Consider the following 20,927-nt stretch of genomic DNA (forward strand, 5'->3'; position numbering starts at 1 on the left):
CCGTGGGTAACCCGGCAGGACGCCGGGTTAGCCGCCACCCGGCCAGGGATGGCCGGTGGCGGCGGCCCACGGATCAATGCCGGAGTGAGGGCATGCCGAGCCTAGGCGAGGCACCGAGTGGAGGGGCAGAGCGTTTTGCTTACTTTTGCGCTTTTCAAAAGTGAGCCGCTGTAAGAGCGGAACCATAAGTGGCCGCACCCGCAGCACCGGATATGCACCCAACCCCCGCTGTAAAAGCGGAACCGTAAGCCGCCACACCCGCAGGAATGGATATGCACCCAACCCCCGCTGTAAAAGCGGAACCGTAAGCCGCCACACCCGCAGGAACGGATATGTACCCAACCCCGCGGTAAGAACAAAAACCGTAATCAGCCCCACCCGCACCACCGGATATGCACCCCACCAGGAGGCACAAGCAATGACCACCCAGCTCCCCTACGCCTGGGCCAAATCTCAACGCATTCTCCTGCGTCACAGCGAGGAGGGCGCCACCCTGCTGGTCTGCCCCTCGACCCCCGGCTGGTCGATCAGCGAAGCCCGCCGCCAGTTCGGCCCCGCACGCCTGGAGCGCATCCGCGACGACGAGCTCGACGGGCTCTTGGCCACGGCCTACGCCGACACCGGCAGCGCCGCGGCGGTGGTCGGGGCAGCGGAGAATGAGGTGGACCTGGACCGCCTGATGCAAGACATGCCGGAAATCACCGACTTGCTGGACACCCAGGACGGTGCCCCGGTGATCCGCATGATCAACGCCTTGCTCACCCAGGCCGCGCGGGATGAGGCCAGTGATATCCATATCGAGCCCTTTGAAACCCACTCGGTGGTGCGCTACCGGGTCGACGGCACCCTGCGCGACGTGGTCTCGCCACGCAAGGCGCTGCACGGGGCACTGGTGTCGCGGATCAAGATCATGGCCCAGTTGGATATCGCCGAAAAACGCCTGCCCCAGGACGGGCGCATTGCCTTGCGGGTGGCCGGGCGGCCCATCGACATTCGTGTGTCCACGGTGCCCACCGGCCACGGCGAGCGGGTGGTGATGCGTCTGCTGGACAAGCAGGCCGGGCGCCTGCAACTGGAAACCCTGGGCATGGACCCGGATGTCCTGGCGCGTCTGGATGGCTTGATCCGTCAGCCCCACGGCATCGTCCTGGTCACCGGTCCCACCGGCAGCGGCAAGACCACCAGCCTCTACGCCGCCCTGGCCCGGCTGGATGCCAGCACCAGCAATATCCTCACCGTCGAGGACCCGGTGGAATACGACTTGCCGGGCATCAGTCAGATCCAGGTCAACGCCAAGATCGACATGACCTTCGCCCTGGCCCTGCGGGCGATTCTGCGCCAGGACCCGGACGTGATCATGATCGGCGAGATCCGCGACCTGGAAACCGCGCAGATCGCAGTCCAGGCTTCGCTCACCGGGCACTTGGTGCTGGCGACCCTGCACACCAACGACGCGGTCTCGGCGGTCAACCGCCTGATTGACATGGGGGTGGAGCCTTTCCTCCTGGCCTCGTCGATGCTCGGGGTGCTGGCCCAGCGGCTGGTGCGCCGCTTGTGCAACCAGTGCAAGCAAGCCGATCCGGCCCATCCCGGTACCTGGCACCCGGTGGGCTGCCCGGCCTGCAACCACATCGGCTACAGCGGCCGCACCGGGATTCATGAGCTGTTCTGCATCGACGATGACATCCGCAGCCTGATCCACCAGGGCGCCGACGAGCAGGCCCTGCGGGCCGCCGCGCGGCGGGCGGGGATGCTGAGCATGCGTGAGGACGGCGAGCGCTGGGTGCGCAGCGGCGCCACCGCACCGGAAGAAATCCTACGTGTGACACGGGACGCCTGATGAATCGCTATCGCTACGAAGCCGCCGACGCGCTCGGCAAGATCGAGTCCGGCCACCTGGAAGCCGACAGCCAGGGCGCGGCTTTCGCCAGCCTGCGCAGCCGGGGCCTGACTGCGCTGCAGGTGCAACTGGACAGCAACCCAGGCACCGGCGCAGCAGGGGGACTCTTCAGCCCCAGGCTCAGCGACAACGACCTGGCCTGGGCCACGCGCCAGCTAGCCAGCCTGCTGGGGGCCAGCCTGCCCCTGGAGGCGGCGCTGAGTGCCACGGTGGAGCAGGCCGAGCGCAAGCACATCGCCCAGACCCTGAGCGCGGTGCGCGCGGATGTGCGCAGCGGCATGCGCCTGGCCGAGGCCCTGGCGGCGCGCCCGCGGGACTTTCCGGACATCTACCGGGCGCTGATTGCCGCGGGTGAAGAGTCCGGCGACCTGGCCCAGGTCATGGAGCGGCTGGCGGACTATATCGAGGAGCGCAACGGCCTGCGGGGCAAGATCCTGACCGCCTTTATCTACCCCGGGGTGGTGGGACTGGTGTCCATCGGCATCGTGATTTTCCTGCTCAGTTATGTGGTGCCCCAGGTGGTCAGCGCCTTTTCCCAGGCCCGCCAGGACCTGCCGGGGCTGACCCTGGCCATGCTCAACGCCAGCGACTTCATTCGTGCCTGGGGCATTCAGTGTTTCGGCGCCATGGTGGCGGGGTTCTGGGGTTGGCGGCTGTACCTGCGCAACCCCCGGGCACGCTTGAGCTGGCACAGTCGGATTCTGCGCCTGCCGCTGTTCGGGCGTTTTGTCCTGGGGTTGAACACCGCGCGTTTCGCCTCGACCCTGGCGATTCTCAGCGGCGCCGGGGTGCCGCTGCTGCGGGCCCTGGACGCGGCGCGCCAGACCCTGTCCAACGACCGCCTGAGCCAGAGCGTCAGCGAGGCCACGGCCAAGGTGCGCGAAGGGGCCAACCTGGCGGCTGCGCTGCGGGTGGAGAAAGTCTTCCCGCCGGTGCTGATCCACCTGATCGCCAGTGGCGAAAAGACCGGTGCCTTGCCGCCGATGCTGGAGCGGGCGGCCCTGACCCTGTCCCGGGATATCGAACGTCGGGCCATGGGCATGACCGCGTTGCTCGAACCGCTGATGATCGTGGTCATGGGCGGTGTGGTGCTGGTGATCGTCATGGCGGTGATGCTGCCGATCATCGAGATCAACCAGTTGGTGACCTGAACCGCACAACCCGACCCGACCTGACCCCGGTCTGGCCCCGTCCGGCCCGATCTGGCTCGGTCCGTAGGAGCTGGCTTGCCAGCGAAGGCGTCGGCACCGGCGATGCAGGTCTCGCGGGCCTCTTCGCCGGCAAGCGGGCTCCTACGAGGGGGGCGCAGCCGAGGTACAGGGCAGGGCAGGCATAAATTTTCATCCCGCCAGCCTCACTCCCGACCGGGCAACGGGCCAACCTCGGGTTCCTCGTTCTGTCATGTTCCAGCGCTGTCTGCACCACCCTCGGCGCTTGCAGGGCGATGCCGGCGCCAGCCTCGGAAACCTGGCTGTCACCTTCCCGGGAAAGGCCCGAAAAACGGCGACAAACACCCGAGAATCTTTTGCAAAAACAGCCGGTTTCTCCCGAGGTTTTTTCCTTTATCTGTCACCGGAAACTGCGAACTTCTCTTTCCATGGCCTCACCCCTCAAGCCGTCTGGAACAAGGCTTTTGGCCCGAGCGCCATGGCGTCATGCAAGAGCTATTCACCCAACGTACGAACACGACGAAAGGAGATTCTTCATGTTTAAGCGCAACGTTCTGGCGGCATCCATGACCCTGGCAGCCCTGTGCTCGGCACAAGCTGCAATGGCTGACATCAACGGTGGTGGCGCTACCCTGCCACAACCGCTGTATCAGACCTCCGGCGTACTGACTGCCGGCTTCGCTCCCTACATCGGCGTAGGCAGCGGCAACGGCAAATCTGCCTTCCTGAACAACGATTACACCAAGTTCGTGGCCGGCACTACTGGCAAGAACGTGCACTGGGCCGGCAGCGATTCCAAGCTCTCTGCCACTGAACTGAGCGCCTACGCCAGCGGTCACGAAGCCGCCTGGGGCAAGCTGATCCAGGTGCCTTCGGTCGCCACTTCGGTTGCCATTCCGTTCAACAAGGCCGGCACTGCTGCCGTTGACCTGAGCGTCAACGACCTGTGCGGCGTGTTCTCGGGCCGTGTCTCTACCTGGAACCAGATCGCCGGTTCGGGTCGTACCGGTGCCATCACCGTGGTCTACCGCAACGAAAGCAGCGGCACCACCGAGCTGTTCACCCGTTTCCTCAACGCCAAGTGCGCTGAAACCGGCACCTTCGCCGTGACCACCAACTTCGCCTCCAGCTACTCGGGTGGCCTGCCTGCCGGTGCTGTAGCCGCGGTCACCAGCCAAGGCGTGATGGACGCGCTGAACGCTGCCGACGGTCGCATCACCTACATGAGCCCGGACTACGCCGCCACGACCCTGGCCGGTCTGGACGACGCTACCAAGGTGGCCAAGGTGGCCGGTGTTTCGCCAGCGCCTGCCAACGTTTCCGCCGCCATCGAAGCCATCGAGCCTCCGACCGTGCTGCGCAAGGATGGCACCATCGTCGATGGCACCAAGCCCAACAACTGGGTACCGGTATTCGCGGCTACTGCCAGCGCCACCGATCCAAGCGTCGTGCCTTACCCAACCACCGGCTACCCGATCCTGGGCTTCACCAACCTGATCTTCAGCCAGTGCTACGCCGACGCTACCCAGACCTCGCAAGTGCGGACTTTCTTCGGCCGTCACTATGGTTCCAGCTCGCTGACCAACAACGACAACGCCATCAAGAACAACCGCTTCGTACCGCTGCCAGCGGCCTGGAAAACCGCCATTCGTGACAACTTCGTCAACGCTTCCAACGTGCTGAGCATCGGCAACACCAGCGTCTGCAACACCATCGGTCGTCCGCTGTAACGCAGGCTGCTACCGAGTCGCAACACCCGATCAGCAACGGTTTGCGCCGTTGCTGATTTTTTTTGTCCTGCAGCTGCCACCCACGGCGTTGCAGGTATCCGCACGGCGCTGCCCAGGTTCGCGGACCTGTCCCTGGCACGCCCTGATTCGACAGGAGTCTGATCATGCCCAACGTCCATTGGTGGATGGCTTCATTGCTTTGCAGTGCCGTGTGCGCCCAGCCAGCGCTGGCGGATTTGAATGGTGGCGGTTCGACCTTGCCCCAGCCGCTGTACCAGACCCCCGGTGTACTGAGCGCGGGGTTTGCGCCGTATCTGGGGCTGGATCAGCGCGACCGGGAAGCATTTCTGAACAACGACTACGGCGCTCTGGTGCCGGGGGATAACAGCAAGAATGTGCACTGGATAGCCACTGAGTCCAAGTTGACCAGTGCCCAGCTGAACAACTATGCCTTGCTGCACAAGCCGGCCTGGGGGCCACTGATACAGGTGCCGTCAGCGGCGACCAGTATCGCGATTGCGTTCAACAAGCCCGGCGCTGCCTTGAACCTGAGCACCAATGACCTATGCGGCATTTTTTCCGGTCGCTTGGTTGACTGGAGTCAGCTCTATGGTTCGGCGCGTAACGGCCCGATCACCGTGGTTTACCCCCAGGGTTCAAGCGCTACCACGGAAGTGTTCACGCGCTTTCTCAATGCCCGTTGCAACGAATCCAGTGGGCCGTTTTCGCCTAGCCGATCCTTCGCCTACGCCCATCCTTCCGGGCCTCCGGCCAATGCCGTCACCGCTGTCAGCAACGCGCAGATCATGGCGACGGTGAATGCCACGGTCGGCAGCATCACCTTCATCGGCGCGACGTACGCGGCGAGCAGCCTGGCGGGCCTTGAGGATGGCAGCAAGGTGGCGCGGGTGGACGGTATCGCCCCGACACCGGCCAACATCGTTGATACGATCAACGCCATCAGAACCCCATTGTCGCCGGAGCTCATGCCGTACCTGAGCGACCCCAACACTTGGGTGCCGCAGTTTGCCGCAAACCCTAGCCCCTACGATCCCAGTGTGGTGGCTTATCCGCATGTCGGGTATCCGATTCTGGGCTTCACCAATCTGGTGTTCAGCCAGTGCTACGCCGATGCCACCCAGACTGCGCAGGTCCGGGCGTTCTTCTCTCGTCACTACAGCGCGTTTGGGCTCAACGACACGGCCATCAGGAACAACCGCCTGCAACCGCTGCCCGCTAACTGGAAGACGGCGATTCGCAGCACCTTTCTCACCCCGACCAGCGCCTTGAGCATCGGCAATCCCAACGTCTGCAACGGTATTGGGCGTCCTCTTTGAGGGCGCTGCGGCAACGGCCCGGGCCGTTGCCGCAACCTGTTGTGGCCTGCATTACACCCGGCAGATGAATTTTCCGTGACATCCGTTCGGTCGCGCCTTGCGCCAACGGCCTATTCCCTAAAGCAGTGACGCGCGCCCTGGGCCCTACAAGCGTCGCGCTCCCGTGGGCGTCATAACAAAGGATGAGTAGTAATGGTTCGCTGCAAACCTCCGGTCAAATCCCCAGCCCTGCGCCTTGATGGCGAGATGCCGATCCTGCGGCTCAAGCCCCTGGCCCACGCCATCGCCCTGTTGATGATGGCGGGCAGTGCCCATGGCGCCACGGCGTTCAGTTCCGGCTGGTTTGCCGACAAGGGCGCCTCCCAGGCTGCCACCGCCGCGCGCACCAACGGCCAGGTACCGGGGATTCCGCCGTTGTCCCAGCAGACCCGGGCCAACCAGCAGTTGCAGCGTTCCTTGAGCAATCTCAATGCCAGCGTCGCCGCCATCGCCGCCCAGCAGGCGGCCCAGGCCGCGGCGCGTCAGGCGGCCTTCGGCACGGTGAGCAGTATTCCCGATGGCCTTGGCCAGGGCGGGCTCAAGGTCGACAACAGCCTGACCCAGGGCTGGATCAACGCCAAGGGTCCGGTGCAGAGCCAGTCCGGCGGCAAGACCACGGTGACCATCGAACAGACCGCCGACAAGGCCATCCTCAACTGGGAGACCTTCAACGTCGGGCGCAACACCACCGTGGACTTCCAGCAGCAGTCCAACTGGGCGCTGCTGAACAAGGTCAACGACCCCAACGGTCGGCCCAGCGAGATCCAGGGCCAGATCAAGGGCGCCGGCACGGTGATGATCATGAACCGCAATGGGGTGATCTTTACCGGCACCAGCCAGGTCAACGTGCGCAATCTGGTGGCGGCCGCGGCCACCATCAGCGATGAACAGTTCACCCAGCGCGGGCTCTATGTGGACGCCAACGGCACCCAGCCGACCTTCAGCGACGCGCTGGGCAAGGTCCAGGTGCAGCGTGGCGCGCTGATCCAGACCCACGCTCCGGCCAGTTCCACCGAGTCCGGCGGTTATGCCTTGCTCCTGGGCGCGGAAGTGGAGAACGCCGGCACCCTCGTCACCGCCAAGGGCCAGACCACTCTGGCTGCCGGCGACAGTTTCTACATCCGCCGCGGGGTCGGCACCAGCGGCAACCAGCACTCGACGACACGGGGCAATGAGGTCGCCACCTCGCTCAAGCCCGGCAGCGCCGGCAAGGTCAGCAACAGCGGGCTGATCATGGCGTCCACCGGCGACATCACCCTGACTGGGCATCAGGTGCAACAGAACGGCGTGGCCCTGGCCAGCACCTCGGTGGACACCCGCGGCACTATCCACTTGCTCAACGCCGCCAGCGACAGCAGCGGCAGCGTGACCCTGGGGCAGGGCAGCACCACGGCGATTGTGCTGGACAGCTCCGGCAGCACCGCCCTGGACAGCCAGCGCAACAATGGCCTGATCAACCTCGACGGTACCCCGACCAACCTGATCACCGGCCAGTTCAATAACTTGAGCAGCGTCGCCGACCGCACCGATCAGTCCCGGGTGGAGATCGTTAGCGGCGGCAGCGTGGACTTCCAGAACGGCTCCATCACCCTGGCCACCGGCGGCCAGGTGGCGGTCAGCGCCGGGCAGCGCAGCCTGGTGCGCGATGGCGCGGTGATCGATGTGGCCGGGGCCGTCGGGGTCAAGGTGGCGATGGAGTCCAACAACATCAAGATCAACGTCCAGGGCAACGAGCAGCGCGACTCGGCGGGCAACCGCGACAGCGGCCAGTTGATCAACAACGACGTCTGGGTCGACCTGCGCGAACTGGTGTTCGTCCCGGCGGGCACCAACGGCTACGCCACCGATCGCTGGTACACCGCCGGCGGCCTGCTGGAAGTGGGCGGCTACCTGGGCACCCAGGGCCACAACATTGGCGAGTGGATGGCCCAGGGCGGCACCCTGACCTTTACCGGCAAGGAGGTGGTGACCCAATCCGGGGCTCAGTTGAACCTGTCCGGCGGCACCGTCGATGTGCAGGGCGGCTATATCCAGCAGACCTGGCTCAAGGGCGCCGACGGGCGTCTGTACGAACTGTCCCGGGCTCCGGGAGACCTGCTCTACACCGGCATCTACAAGGGCTATGTGGACAGCAGCCCGCGCTGGGGCCGCACCGATTACTACTACAACCCGCTGATCGCCCAGCAGCGCCGCTACGAGGCCGGCTACAGCGTCGGCCGCGATGCCGGCAAGCTGGTGATCGGTACCGGCAACGCGGTGCTTGAAGGCCAGCTGGTCAGCGAAGTGTTCAAGGGCGACCGCCAGACCCAGGCGCCGAACCTCAACCTCGATGGCTATCAGCAATCGCACAAGGCCGCGGCCCAGCGTGCGCAGCTGATCATTGGCAACTACACGCCGATCTACAACAAGGCCAGCGGCACCTTGCGCTATGCCCTGAGTCCCACCGTGGACAAGGTGCTGATCGAGGCCAACCAGCAGAAGATCGCCGACGGCCTGGACCTCACTACAGCGCTGCCGGCCAACCGTCAGGGCCAACTGGTGCTGGACAGCGACACGCTCAACGGCTTCCAGCTGGGGGCGATCAAGGTCGGCGCCAAGCAGCAGATCCAGGTCAACAGCGCGCTGCAAGTGGCGCACGGCGGCGACATCACCCTGTTCGGGCCAGAGGTCAAGGTCAATGCCAACCTCACGGCCCATGGCGGCAGCATCAACGCCGGCAACGTACTGAACCAGGTGGATGTGAACCGCAACTTCGTGGTCGGCGATGTGATCCTCGCGCCCGCTGGCGGTGCCCAGGCCCGGGTCGATGTGGCCAGCGGGGTCAAGCTGGATGTCAGTGGGCGCTGGAGCAACCTGGCCCTGGACCCGTCGGACAGCAGCGGCCTGGCCTTTATCAACGGTGGCAAGCTGTCGTTGCGCAGCAGCGGCGACCTCAACCTGGGCAACGGCACCCTGGTGGATGCCGGCTCCGGCGCCGGCATTGGCTATGACGGCAAGACCAGCGGCGGCAAGGGCGGTGACGTGACCCTGGCGGCCGACGGCAAGCTCGACCTCAATGGCGAGCTGCGCGGCTATGGGGTCAACGGCGGCGGCACCCTGGCCCTGCAGGCCCACAAGGTACTGATCGGCGCCAAGGACGTCGCCCCGCAAGCCGGCACCCTGCAACTGGCGGGGGACTTCTTCAACAAGGGCTTCGGAGCCTACGACATCACCGGCAACGAAGGCCTGACGGTGGCCGACGGCGCCCAGGTCGAGGTCAAGATGCCGCTCTACCGCTTCGGAGCCCAGGCTGGCAGCAGCGCCACTGGCAGCGATCCGGCCAGCGTTCTGCAGCCATGGCTGCCGGAGCTCTACCCGCAGGACGCGGCCAAGGGCGTGCTGACCCAGCGCCGTGGCGCCGGGTTGACCCTGAGCGCCGGCAATCAGTACTCCACGGCTGCCCAGTTGGCCACCACGGCGCTGAACGTGGGGCAGGGCGCGGTGATCAATGTCGATCCGGGGCAGGCCATCAACCTGCGCAGCGTTGGCCAGTTGACCATGAACGGCACGCTGAATGCCTGGGGCGGCAGCGTCAGTCTGGGCGGCCTGACGGTGGCCAGTTCCGAGGCCGCCAACGCCGCCGGTCACGGGCGTTCGATCTGGGTCGGCGAGCAGGCGCTGATCGACGTGGCGGCGCGGGCGGTAAGCGCCGTGGACAACCGCGGTCGCCGTTACGGTCAGGTGCGCAATGGCGGCAAGATCGCTATCGGTGGCGAGATTGACCTGGCCACCGGCATTGCCAAGGCCAGCGACCTGTTTGTGGTGGTGCGCGACGGGGCGCGTCTCGACGCTTCCGGGGCCCAGGCGGCCCTGGACATTCCCGGCCAGGGCCGGGTGCAGGTGGCCAGCAACGGTGGCAGCATCAGTTTCGCCTCCAACAACGGCCTGTACCTGGACGGCAGCTTCGTCGCCCGGGCCGGGGGCGCCGGCGCGGCGGGGGGCACTTTGTCCCTGGCCCTGGAAAGCCCGTACTACATCAAGAACGCGGTCAACGATCGGGTGCTCAAGGCCCGGGAGCTGGTGCTCAGCCAGAGCCATCAGGGCAGTGCATTGCCCGGTAGCGCCGACGCCGCAGCCGCCAGCCTGGAGTACGGCCACGGCCGCCTCGGGGTGGATCAGGTCACAGCCGGCGGCTTCGACAACCTGGCACTGCTGAGCAACGGTCTGCTGAGCTTCGACGGCGATGTGTCGCTGAACATGGGCCAGAGCCTGCGCCTGTACAGCGGCGCCCTGAACCTCAGCGACAGCGCCGCGGCCAATAGCCGGGTCAACCTGTCGGCACCCTACCTGTTGCTGGCGGGCATCCTCGCGCCCCTGGAGGCCAAGGATCAATACGTGCGTCCGGTCGCCACTGGCACGCCTTCGCAACGCAGCACACAGGCGCAGTTCAACGCCAGCGGCCAGTTGATCGATGTGCGCGGCAACGTGGTGTTCGGCAGCAAGGGTACCTTGCGCCAGGCCGACAACAGCCTGCTCAGCGTCGAGCGCCGGGGCTTCGACCATGTGCAACTGACCAGCCAGGGCGACCTGCGCTTTCTTGCCGGGGCCGGTGCCGATGTGATCGCCAAGGGCATCAGCACCCAGTTGCTGACCCAGGGCGACATGACTCTGCGGGCCGCGCAGCTGTACCCGGCCACCGAGGTCGGGGCCCGGGTGATTGCCGGTTACCTCAACGATATCTCCGGCACCAGCATCAACTTCGACCCCGCGCGCACCCTGACCATCGGCCGCACCGGCAATGACCAGGCGCCTGTGCCTTACTCGGCCTTCGGCCGCTTGCAACTGGGCGCGGCCAGCATCAAGCAAGGCGGGGTGATTCGGGCGCCCCTGGGCCTGATCGAGATCGGCAACCTGGGCGCCAGCCAGGTCGAGTTGCTGCCCGGCAGCCTGACTTCGGTCAGCGGCAAGGGCCTGGTATTGCCTTACGGCGGCACCGTCGATGGCCAGGTCTACAAGTACAACGGCAAGACCGTGACCTTCCTCGGCCAGGGCGCCCTGGTGAACGAGAACAGCGACCTGAGCGTCGGGGTGATCCTGGGGGGCAAGGCGGTCCAGGTGCAGTCCAATGCCACCGTGGACCTGTCCGGTGGCGGCGAACTGCTGGGCGCCGGGTTCATTTCCGGGCGTGGCGGCTCCACCGATGCGCGCTACAGCCCGCTGGTGCAGATCGGCGCCAATGGCAGCTTCATCCTGCCGGGCCTGGCCAGCAACCCGATCTACGCCATCGTCCCCGGAGTGCAGCCGGGCTATGCACCGGTGGCGCCGGAGGGCGGCGCGGTGGACCCGCTGATCGGCCAGCAGATCACTATCGGCGCCGGAGTGCCGGGGTTGGCGGCGGGCACCTACACCCTGATGCCGTCCACCTATGCACTGATGCCGGGGGCCTTGCGCGTGGAGATCAACGGCCTGGCCGGGCTCGGCACCGAAGGCGCGACCCAGCAACTGCGCAACGGCTCCTGGTCCACCGCCGGGCGCTTGTCGATCGCCCATACCGGGATCGGCAACAGTGTCGCCAGCCAGTTGATCCTGACGTCGGCCGATACCCTGCGTCGCTATTCCCAGTACAACGAAACCGGCTATGCCCAGTTCGCCCTGGCCGACGCGGCCAAGCTCGGCGTGCCACGACCGATGCTGCCGGTGGATGCCAAGACCCTGAAACTGGCCCTGCAGCCGGGCGCCGGTGCCGATGCCTTCTCCTTCCAGGGCATCGGGCGCTTCGATGCCGCTGCCGGGGGCTACGGCGGCACGGTCGCGGTATTGAACATGGGCGAGGGCGGTATCGAAGTGGTGGCCAGCGGCAAGTCCGCCACCGGCGGCTTCAATGGGGTCACCCTGGACGCCAACAGCCTCAATGCCATGGGCGCGGCGCGCCTGATGCTCGGTGGCCTGACCCTGGTCAAATATGGCCAGGGCGGCAACTACATCACCCTGGCCGAAGGCATCAATGCGCCCAAGGGCTCCATCACCTTGCGCGAGGGCGTGACCCTGGCGGCGCCGGAAGTGTTCCTGGTGAGCAATACCGGGCAGATCGTCCTGGAGCAGGGCGCGTCGATCAACAGCCTGGGCCGCGGCAAGGCCAGCTATGACGCCCGTGACGGTTTCACCTATCAGGTGGCCAACATGCTGGCTGTCTCCAACGGCCTGCTCAATGTGATCGGCAAGGCGCAAGCGGGCGGGCAATCCAGTGGCGGCATCCGGCTCGGGGTGTGCAGCAGCGCTCCCTGCAGCGGCCAGACCGCGCTGTACTCCGACGGCAGCATCGTCGCCCTGACCGACAACGCCTTTGAACTGGGCGATCAGGTGCGCTATGGCACCCGCCATCTGAACCTGGGGTTGAACACCATCAATGTCGGCAGTGCCGAAGCCCTGGCGGCCGCGGCGGCCGGCAATCGCCTGCCCAGCGGCATGACCCTGACTCAGCAAGTGCTGGACCGCCTGCTGCGCGGCGATACCCAGTCCGGCGCGCCGGCCCTAGAGACTCTGCAGCTCTCGGCCCGGGACAGTTTCAACTTCTACGGCAGCACTCGCCTTGACACCTACGACCCGCTCACCGGCCAGTCGCTGCTGAGCAACCTGATGCTGTCCACTCCGGCGATCTATGGCGCAGGTGGTGCCAACGATGTGGCCAGCATCCACACCGCCAACCTGATCTGGCAGGGCGCCGAGGCACCGGCCGGGGCGGTAGTGGCCGGTGGTGCCGGTACTGGCAGCGGACGTCTGGAAATCAATGCCGAGCGCATTGAATTCGGCTATGGCGCCTTTGCTCAGCCCAGCAGCAGCAAGAGCCTGGACCGCCTGGCCCTGGGTTTTGCCGGGGTCAACCTGAATGCCAGCCAGCGTATTACCGCCAACCACAAGGGCAGCCTCAGGGTCTATCAGCACCAGGGGGCTTACGACCCGGTCAGCGGCTTTGCCTACAGCGGCGGCAAGCTGAATATCCTCACCCCGCTGATGACCGGCGAGGCCGGATCGGTGAACCGCATCACTGCCGGTGGCGCCATCGACATCAGCGCCTCGGCCGGGCCCCGTGGCACGGCCAATGGCCAGGGCGCGGAACTGTCCCTGCAGGGCGACAGCCTCCGTCTGGCCAGCGCCGTGGTGCTGCCCAGCGGCAAGGTGACCCTGAGTGCCCGTGGCGATGTGCTGCTCAGCGATGCGGCGTTGATCGATGTGGCCGGTCGGGCCAGCGCGTTCAATGACCTGACCCGCTACGGTGCCGGTGGTGAAGTGCTGCTGCAAAGCCGCGAGGGCAATGTGCTGCAGGCGGCGGGCTCGACCATCGACCTCTCGGCCAGCAACAACCAGGCCGGCAAACTGCGGGCGGTGGCGCTGGACGGCGCTGCCGGCACAGTGGACCTGGCCGGCAAGATCCTCGGCAGCAGCAGCGGTACCTATGATGCCGGCGGTACCCGGGTGCCTTACCTGGGCGGTGCGGTGGAAATCCAGGCCCAGCGCCTGGGCAGCAGCGGCACCCTGGACGAGCAGTTCGCCGCCCTCAACCAGCGTCTGAATCAGGGGCAGGTCCATGGGGCGCGCAGCTTCCAGCTCAAGCAGGGCGACCTGAACATCGGCAACGGGGTCAAGGCCAACACCGTGAACGTCTCGCTGGACAACGGCAGCCTGAGGGTCAGCGGGCGGGTGGACGCCAGCGGCGAGCAGGTCGGCAGCATCAACCTGGCCGCCAGCAATGGTCTGACGCTGGACCGCAGCGCGGTGCTCGATGCCCATGGCAATCAGCTACGCGTGGACAGCTACGGCAAGATCATCGATGCGCCGAACCGTGCCACCGTGGTGCTCAATTCCGGCCAGGGCCGGCTGACCCTGGCCGAGGGTGTGCGCATTGACCTGCGCCATGGCACCGAGGTGGCGTCGGGCAGTGCGGCGGGGCAGAACGACGGCCGCAGCCGCGGCACCCTGGAATTGAATGCGCCGCGTATCGTCCAGGCGGACCAGAGCAGCAATGACATCGATATCGATGCCCGCGGCGCGCTGGATATCCGCGGGGCGCGTTCGATCGCGGTCAACGGCATGCTGCGCTACGACGATGCACCGCAGAAGTCCGATGCCACCGCCAGCGGTCGCCCTTACCAGGAGATCACCCAGGCCTACCTCAACGCCAAACATGCCCAGAGCACGGCCTTTATCAACGCGGCCCTGCAAAACAGCGACCTGCTGCAGAACAAACTGGCCGGGCTGAACAACGCCAGCTACGCCGATGCCTTGCATCTGCGGCCGGGGGTCGAGATCGTCAGCAAGACTGCGGACGGCGATCTGGTGGTGCAGGGTGACCTGGACTTGTCCGGCTATCGCTATGCCAGCCTCAATCCCCATAGCCAGAAGACCTCGGTCTACGGCTCCGGCGAGGTCGGCAGCCTGACGTTGCGGGCCGGCGGCGACCTGAACATCTACGGCAGCATCAACGATGGTTTCGCCCCACCGCCCCCGAGCGCAGACGACAAGGGCTGGGTGCTGTTGTCGGGAGTGGACTTCAGTGGCGGCTCCACCCTTGTGCCGGGCAGCGGAGTGACCCTGGCCGATGGCACGGGCTTCCCCTCGGGCACCATCCTCAACTACGACCTGCCGATCAAGGGCTTGAGCCTGAGTGCGGGCACCCGCCTGCCGGTCACCGCAGTGCTCGACCAGAGCCTGGTACTGCCGGCGGGCACGGTACTTGCGGCCGCGGTGCGTGACGCGGCGGGCAATCTGCTGTTCGCCGCCGGGACTCTGCTCAGCGAGGCCCAGACCCTGGTGGCCGGCACCCGGCTCGACGCCGGCAGCCTGCTGACCCAGAACGTGCGCTTGCAGCCGATGACCTGGCCCAAGGGGGTGGCACTGCCCAAGGTCAGTGCCGGGCTGGTGCTGCTCGACGGCAGCAAGGCGCTGCCCAAGGGCGCGCTGATTCCTGCCGGAACCAACGTCAAGCTGCCGGGAGGCGTCGAGTCGGTGCAGTTGCGACCGGACGTGACCGGGCCCCAGGGCCGGCTCTGGGCCATTGCGCCGATGCTCGCCGAGGGCTCGCAATCCTGGTCCCTGCGTCTGGTGGCCGGGGCCGATACCGAGGCCGCCGACAGCCGCATCCTGCAAGCCACGCCTCGCAGCGGCGACCTGCATCTGGCGGACAGTCACTACGGCATGTTTGCCAAGGAACTGCCGGCCAGGGGTTTGATGACCTGGACCTTGGCGGCGGTCCAGGCCCTGGCGGAAAACGGCGTGGTGGTCAAGGAAGGCGACCCGGTGGACCAGAAAGTCCTCGATGACCTGGAGCAGGGCAGCATTGCCGAGTTCTGCGCGCAGACGCCGGAGTTCTGCGCAATGAAGGCCACCTACGTCTGGACCCAGGCCGCGGTGGACGAACTGGCCCAGGCCGATATCGTGGTCAAGGTGGGGGAGGTGATCGATGAAAAGTTCATTCAGGACCTGGGGCTGCCTTCGGTAGCGGCCATGTGCGCCGAGACGCCGAGCTTCTGCCAGGCGCAAAGCGCCAAGGAGTACGAGGCCCGGCCGTCCAGCAGCCGTTTCAGTGTGGTGCGTACCGGTACCGGCGACCTGGAACTGCTCAGCGCCGGCAACCTGAGCATGGACTCGCTGTATGGGGTCTATACCGCCGGGACTTCATCCACGGCCACTCGCGCCGGCGATCCTTACAACCAGCCTCGCGGCCTGGGCAGCGGCAGCACGGTGCTCAACGATCCGGGCAGCTACTTCGAGCAGTTCGTCAATGGCAGCGGCACCAGCCTGTATCGTGCCTGGTACCCGGAGGCGGGGGGCAATCTGCGGATCGACGTCGGTGGCGACCTGACCGGCAACATCACCAATGTCGCCGGCAACAGCAACAGTTGGCCCAATCCCAAGGACAGCGGCCTGGACTCGGCCGAGGTGGGCAACTGGTTGTGGCGCCAGGGCAGCGCCGATGTCGCCACCGGCGGCTCGGCCCAACCCACGGCCTGGTGGATCAACTTCGGCACCTACGCCGCGGGCGTTGCCGACAAGATGGTGGGTTTCACCGGCTTCGGCACCCTGGGGGGCGGCAACCTGGAGGTGAATGTCGGCGGTGACGCCGGAGTCCTGCAGGGGCTGTCCAGTGCTGCCGGCATCAGCCCGCGCAGCCAGGGGCTGGTGTTGGCGGTGGGCAGCACCGGACGGCTCGCCAGCGATGGCAGCCTGCAACTGACCGGCGGTGGCGACCTGCGGGTGCGTATTGCCGGAGCCCTGAACCCGCTCGCCGAGCTGAGCAACGATCATCGCAGCGGCATGCTGGTCAACCTGCGCGGCAACACCCAACTGCAGAGTGCCTCCCAGGGCAGCATCAATCTGCTCTATGGCGGCACCAGCGTTGACCACAACCCCAGCGAAACCCGGGCTTTCGATCCATTGCGTGCCACGCGCGGCCTGGCCCAGGGCGGCATGACCCTGGTGCCGGGCGATGCCACCTACCAGCTGCAGACCCTGGGGGATCTGGTGGTGCAGAACGTCGAGGACCCGGGACGGATCAAGCAGTTCAACCCGGCGCCTTTCAGCCGTGGAACCCAGTCAGGCACTGGCCAGAGCTGGTTCACCCTGTGGACCGACAGCACCGCCGTCGACCTGCTGTCCCTGGGCGGCAATCTGACGCCGTTCACCACCTCTTCCAGCGCGACCGATCTGGCGGTGGTCTACCCGTCGATACTGCGCGCCGTGGCCAGCAGTGGCAGCCTCTACTACGGCAAGGCCGCCGCGCCTCAGCGTGAGGACGTCAACTATCGCTACCCCTTGCTGCTGGCGCCCGGTGCCAAGGGGCAGTTGCAGTTCCTGGCCGAGGACTCGATTTATGCCGGTGGTTTCACGGTCAGCCAGTCCGGGGCTGCCGCCAGTGCGCTGGCGACGCCATGGCATCCGGCCTTTGTCGGGCGCATCGGCAATACGCTGGTGGCCAGCAACCTGTCAGTCAATGGCAACCCGGCGGTGTCGACCTTGCCGCTGTTCGCCTTCGATTCCGGCAGCGTCTCCGGGATCATCGAGGGCGCCATGGACCCGGCACGCTTCTACGCGGTAAACGGCGACCTGCTGGGGGTCAATAGCGGGCGGATCATTACCTTCGGCACCCAGGCCTCGCAGTTGCACGCCGGGCAGACCTGGTACGAAGGCAGTCGTGCGGTGTGGATGATGGCCGGGCGCGACATCGTCAGCAGTGGCCGGGTCTACGGCGTCGGCGATCCGGGCGATGCTTCGTCTGCCCAGGGCAACCTGTTCGTCCATAACAGTCCCAGCGACATTTCCATCGTCAGCGCCGGGCGCGACATCCTCTACAGCAACTTCAACGTCGCCGGTCCCGGCACCCTGGAACTGACGGCGGGGCGCAACATCCTCATGGAGGACAAGGTCAGCATCACCAGCATCGGCGCCGTGGCACCGGGGGACACTCGTCCCGGGGCCAGTATCGTGATGCAGGCCGGGGTCGGACCCTCGGGGCCGGACTATCGGCGCTTCGTCGAGGCCTATCTGGACCCGAGCCGGCTGGCTCAGCCCGGTGAAAGCCTGGCGGCGGGCAAGGTGGCCAAGACCTACGAGGCTGAGCTGGTGGACTGGCTGGCGCAGCGCTTCGGTTTTGTCGGCGACAGCACCCAGGCCCGGGCCTACTACGCGAGCTTGCCGGCGGAGCAGCAGCGGGTGTTTGCCCGGGATGTGTATTTTGCCGAGCTCAAGGCCGCCGGCCGCGAGTACACCCAGGACGGCGGGATACGCCAGGGCAGCTACGCCCGGGGCCGGGCGGCGATTGCCGGGCTGTTTCCGAGCACCGATGTGGCCGGCAACCCGATCACCTACAAGGGCGATATCACCCTGTTCGGCGGCGCCGGGGTGCACACCGATTTCGGCGGCAACATCCAGATGCTGACCCCGGGCGGCAACCAGACCTTCGGCATCGAAGGCACAGCGCCACCGGCGTCGGCCGGGGTCATCACCCAGGGTACGGGGGACATCCAGCTGTACTCCCTGGGCAGCATCCTTCTGGGCCAGAGCCGGATCATGACCACCTTCGGCGGCTCGATCATGGGCTGGTCGGCAGCGGGCGACATCAACGCCGGCCGGGGCTCCAAGACCACCGTGGTCTACACCCCGCCCAAGCGGGTCTACGACAACTGGGGCAACGTCAGCCTGTCGCCGTCGGTGCCCAGCACCGGGGCGGGGATCGCCACCCTGAATCCGATTGCCGAAGTGGCGGCCGGGGACATCGACCTGATCGCCCCCCTGGGCACCATCGATGCCGGCGAGGCGGGCATCCGGGTCTCGGGCAACGTCAATATCGCGGCACTGCGGGTGGTCAACGCGGCGAACATCCAGACCCAGGGCAAGTCGTCCGGGGTGCCGGTGACGGCGGCGGTCAACACCGGGGCCATGAGCTCGGCCAGTGCCGCGGGCTCGGCGGCGTCCCAGGCCGCGGAGGACGCGGCGCGCAATCAGCAGGCGGCAGCCAAGCAGGGCCGGGCGTCCATCGTCACCGTGGAAGTGCTGGGCTTTGGTTCCGAACCGGTGCAACGCCAGCGTGAAGAAGCCAGCCGCACCCCGGGCTACAACCCCGACAGCCCGGTGCAGGTACTGGGGGCCGGGCCCTTGAGCGAACAGGCCCGGGCGCGCCTGACCGATGAGGAGCGTGGACAACTGACGCTGTAAGGTTCTCTCGTGGTAGCAAGGCTTGGGGGCGATCATTGATCGCCCCTTTTTTATGCGCTGTACCGGCGTTGCGGGCGTTGTGTTGACTGGCTATTCCTTATGGGAATGCAGCGGATAAAAACAATGAATTTTTATTATTGATCGCCATGACCTAGCTTGGCTCGACAACCTTTGGAGCCACGCTGTGAACTCATCTTCTGTGAACTCGATTGAAAAGTTCGATACCGCCCGGGCCGAGGAATATGCGCGCCAGAGCCGCATCGCCCTGGCCGGGTATGACGCCTGCCACGATCTGACCGCCTGCATGCTGGCGGCCAGCCTGGGTCCATCGGGCTCGGCCAACATACTGGCCGTAGGGGCGGGTGGAACGGCTCAGGAAATCATCGCCATGGCGGCCTTGGAGCCGGGCTGGCGCTTTACCGCGGTGGACCCTTCGGCGCCGATGCTGGAGGCGGCCCGCCAGCAGTTGCAAGCGAACCGGTTGCTGCACAGAACAGAGCTGCGACTGGCCACGGTGGATGATCTGCCGACGGAGGAGCTCTACGAGGCGGCCACCCTGATCGGGGTGCTGCACCATCTGCCCGGCGATGACGCCAAGCGCCAGCTCCTGCAAGCCATAGGCCGACGTCTCAAGCCCGGTGCGCCGCTGGTTGTTGCGGGCAATCACTACGCCTACGCCAGTCAACCCTTGTTGCTCAAGGCCTGGGGCCAACGCTGGCGTCAACAGGGTGCGACTGCGGATGAGGTGCAGGCCAAGCTGGGGAAAATCCTCCAGGGCGCCGACCCGCCGCACTCCGAGGCGGCGGTGCAGCGGTTGCTTGAGGAGGGTGGTTTCAGCGAGGGAACGCGCTTCTTCAGCAGCCTGTTCTGGGGCGCCTGGCTGAGCCGCAAGGTGTGATGAAGGGGGCTGCCCAGGGGGCCGAAGGCCCTGGGCGTCGAGGGCCCCGCCGTGGCGGGGCCGTGGTGCTGCGGGTGGTCAAACCGTGGCGATCATGCACCCTATGGCGCCAGACTCCTGGTAAATGACCCGGGTGTTGTGAGCGTTGGCGAAGGCCCGCAAGCCACGTTTGGCAACGTCGCTGTAACCCACGGCCACGGCCCAGCGTGCGGCTACACGGTCGGTGTACTTGGTGAGTTTTTCGATGTCTTTCTGGGTTTCGGCCAGCAGCTTGTTGCCGGCATTGGTGGCGCTTTCGACTTTCAGCTCGATGGCGTAGTTCTCACCGTTCTGCTGGGCCAGCACGTCCAGGCGCAAGGTCGAATTCGGGGCGGGATAGGGCACTTCGCGGGCGGCGGCCACATGGGCCGAACGCAGCAGCATCAGAAACTCCACTTGAAACCACACCTCCCAGGCGGCGCCGGTACTGATGGCGGCTTCGATACGGGCGTGGTCGCTCAGGATGAGTTGGCTGAGGTCGGTGTTTTTCATGGGGTATTCCTCTTCGTTGGGGGTGCAAAGAGGAACGTGCGGAAGGTGGCGGGTGTGAATCTGCTGGCCAGATCATGGGTGGGGTGGGCTATTCTTCGCGGCCCGCAATGAACAGGGCCGGTCATTACCCCATGGCGCCAAATGAAGGTTCTACCTGCGGATTCCGGCAGTCATCAACGAAGCACACGGGTTGGATATGGACATCGAACGTCTCCTGAAAAAACGTCAGCTCAATGTTCAGGAACAAAACACTCTCAGAGCCTACGAACTGGAATGCACCGCAAGGAGCTGGCGGGACGCGGGTATGCCCCAGGCCTTGTTGGATTACGCCGAGTCACAGGGTGTCGACTGGTCGGCAACCATCGTCCTCAAGTTGGATATCGACTTTCCTGGAATGTCCAGTCTGTTTGGCTTGTTGTTGACCCAGGACGAGCGCTTCATCGATTTTGAAATCGAAACCGACCCCACTCACCGGCAGGTTGAAGCGGTGGAGTGCTGGAAAGACATCACCGCCACTCTGAATCATTCGACGTGCAACCGAGGTACAGGCAAGGGCTTCACGGCCATCGCGCTGCAAGTCCGGCGCGAGTTGCTGGGACAGGTCGATCACGGGTGATTGGCGAGTGGAGGGTTTTC

Annotated in this window: 8 protein-coding genes; 7 read left to right on the plus strand and 1 reads right to left on the minus strand. The window is 65.9% G+C overall.

What is annotated here, in order from left to right:
- The first annotated feature begins 418 nt into the window (after positions 1-418).
- The 6 genes from gspE to FW796_RS28380 all read left to right on the plus strand — a co-directional run bounded on the left by gspE (position 419) and on the right by FW796_RS28380 (position 19,760).
- The gene (gspE, locus tag FW796_RS28355) at positions 419-1,840 is read left to right on the plus strand and encodes a type II secretion system ATPase GspE (RefSeq protein WP_346634215.1); all 1,422 of its coding nucleotides are present in this window, start codon (positions 419-421) and stop codon (positions 1,838-1,840) included.
- Complete coding sequence (gene gspF, locus FW796_RS28360; protein WP_346634216.1) at positions 1,840-3,051, plus strand: type II secretion system inner membrane protein GspF; 1,212 nt, start codon at positions 1,840-1,842, stop codon at positions 3,049-3,051. Before gspE ends, gspF begins: the two co-directional genes overlap by 1 nt.
- Before the next feature lie 554 nt (positions 3,052-3,605).
- Positions 3,606-4,799 carry a substrate-binding domain-containing protein gene (locus tag FW796_RS28365; RefSeq protein ID WP_346634217.1) on the plus strand — a complete coding sequence of 398 codons (1,194 nt, stop codon included), beginning with the start codon at positions 3,606-3,608 and terminating at the stop codon, positions 4,797-4,799.
- A gap of 164 nt (positions 4,800-4,963) precedes the next feature.
- Complete coding sequence (locus FW796_RS28370; protein ID WP_446440443.1) at positions 4,964-6,136, plus strand: substrate-binding domain-containing protein; 1,173 nt, start codon at positions 4,964-4,966, stop codon at positions 6,134-6,136.
- Between the two features lie 192 nt (positions 6,137-6,328).
- Positions 6,329-18,862, plus strand: a complete 12,534-nt coding sequence (locus FW796_RS28375; RefSeq protein ID WP_446440444.1) for a filamentous haemagglutinin family protein — start codon at positions 6,329-6,331, stop codon at positions 18,860-18,862.
- 184 nt (positions 18,863-19,046) lie between these two features.
- Positions 19,047-19,760 (plus strand): class I SAM-dependent methyltransferase, encoded by a 714-nt coding sequence (locus tag FW796_RS28380; RefSeq protein WP_346634220.1) that lies wholly within the window; start codon positions 19,047-19,049, stop codon positions 19,758-19,760.
- A gap of 78 nt (positions 19,761-19,838) precedes the next feature.
- Here the strand turns inward: FW796_RS28380 and FW796_RS28385 are convergent, their stop codons facing one another.
- Entirely contained in the window at positions 19,839-20,291 is a 453-nt protein-coding gene (locus FW796_RS28385) for a hypothetical protein (protein ID WP_446440445.1), read from the minus strand.
- Between the two features lie 196 nt (positions 20,292-20,487).
- Here FW796_RS28385 and FW796_RS28390 point away from each other — a divergent pair, with 196 nt between their 5' ends.
- Positions 20,488-20,907, plus strand: a complete 420-nt coding sequence (locus FW796_RS28390) for a hypothetical protein (RefSeq protein WP_346634425.1) — start codon at positions 20,488-20,490, stop codon at positions 20,905-20,907.
- The last annotated feature ends 20 nt before the right edge of the window (positions 20,908-20,927 follow it).

The organism is Pseudomonas sp. 910_21 (genome assembly GCF_052850735.1).

Bases quoted from the DNA above. Each gene is read 5' to 3' on its own strand.
- FW796_RS28390 (WP_346634425.1), top strand. From the start codon at position 20,488: ATGGACATCGAACGTCTCCTGAAAAAACGTCAGCTCAATGTTCAGGAA.
- FW796_RS28365 (WP_346634217.1), top strand. From the start codon at position 3,606: ATGTTTAAGCGCAACGTTCTGGCGGCATCCATGACCCTGGCAGCCCTG.
- gspE (WP_346634215.1), top strand. From the start codon at position 419: ATGACCACCCAGCTCCCCTACGCCTGGGCCAAATCTCAACGCATTCTC.
- gspF (WP_346634216.1), top strand. From the start codon at position 1,840: ATGAATCGCTATCGCTACGAAGCCGCCGACGCGCTCGGCAAGATCGAG.
- FW796_RS28370 (WP_446440443.1), top strand. From the start codon at position 4,964: ATGCCCAACGTCCATTGGTGGATGGCTTCATTGCTTTGCAGTGCCGTG.
- FW796_RS28385 (WP_446440445.1), bottom strand. From the start codon at position 20,291: ATGAAAAACACCGACCTCAGCCAACTCATCCTGAGCGACCACGCCCGT.
- FW796_RS28375 (WP_446440444.1), top strand. From the start codon at position 6,329: ATGGTTCGCTGCAAACCTCCGGTCAAATCCCCAGCCCTGCGCCTTGAT.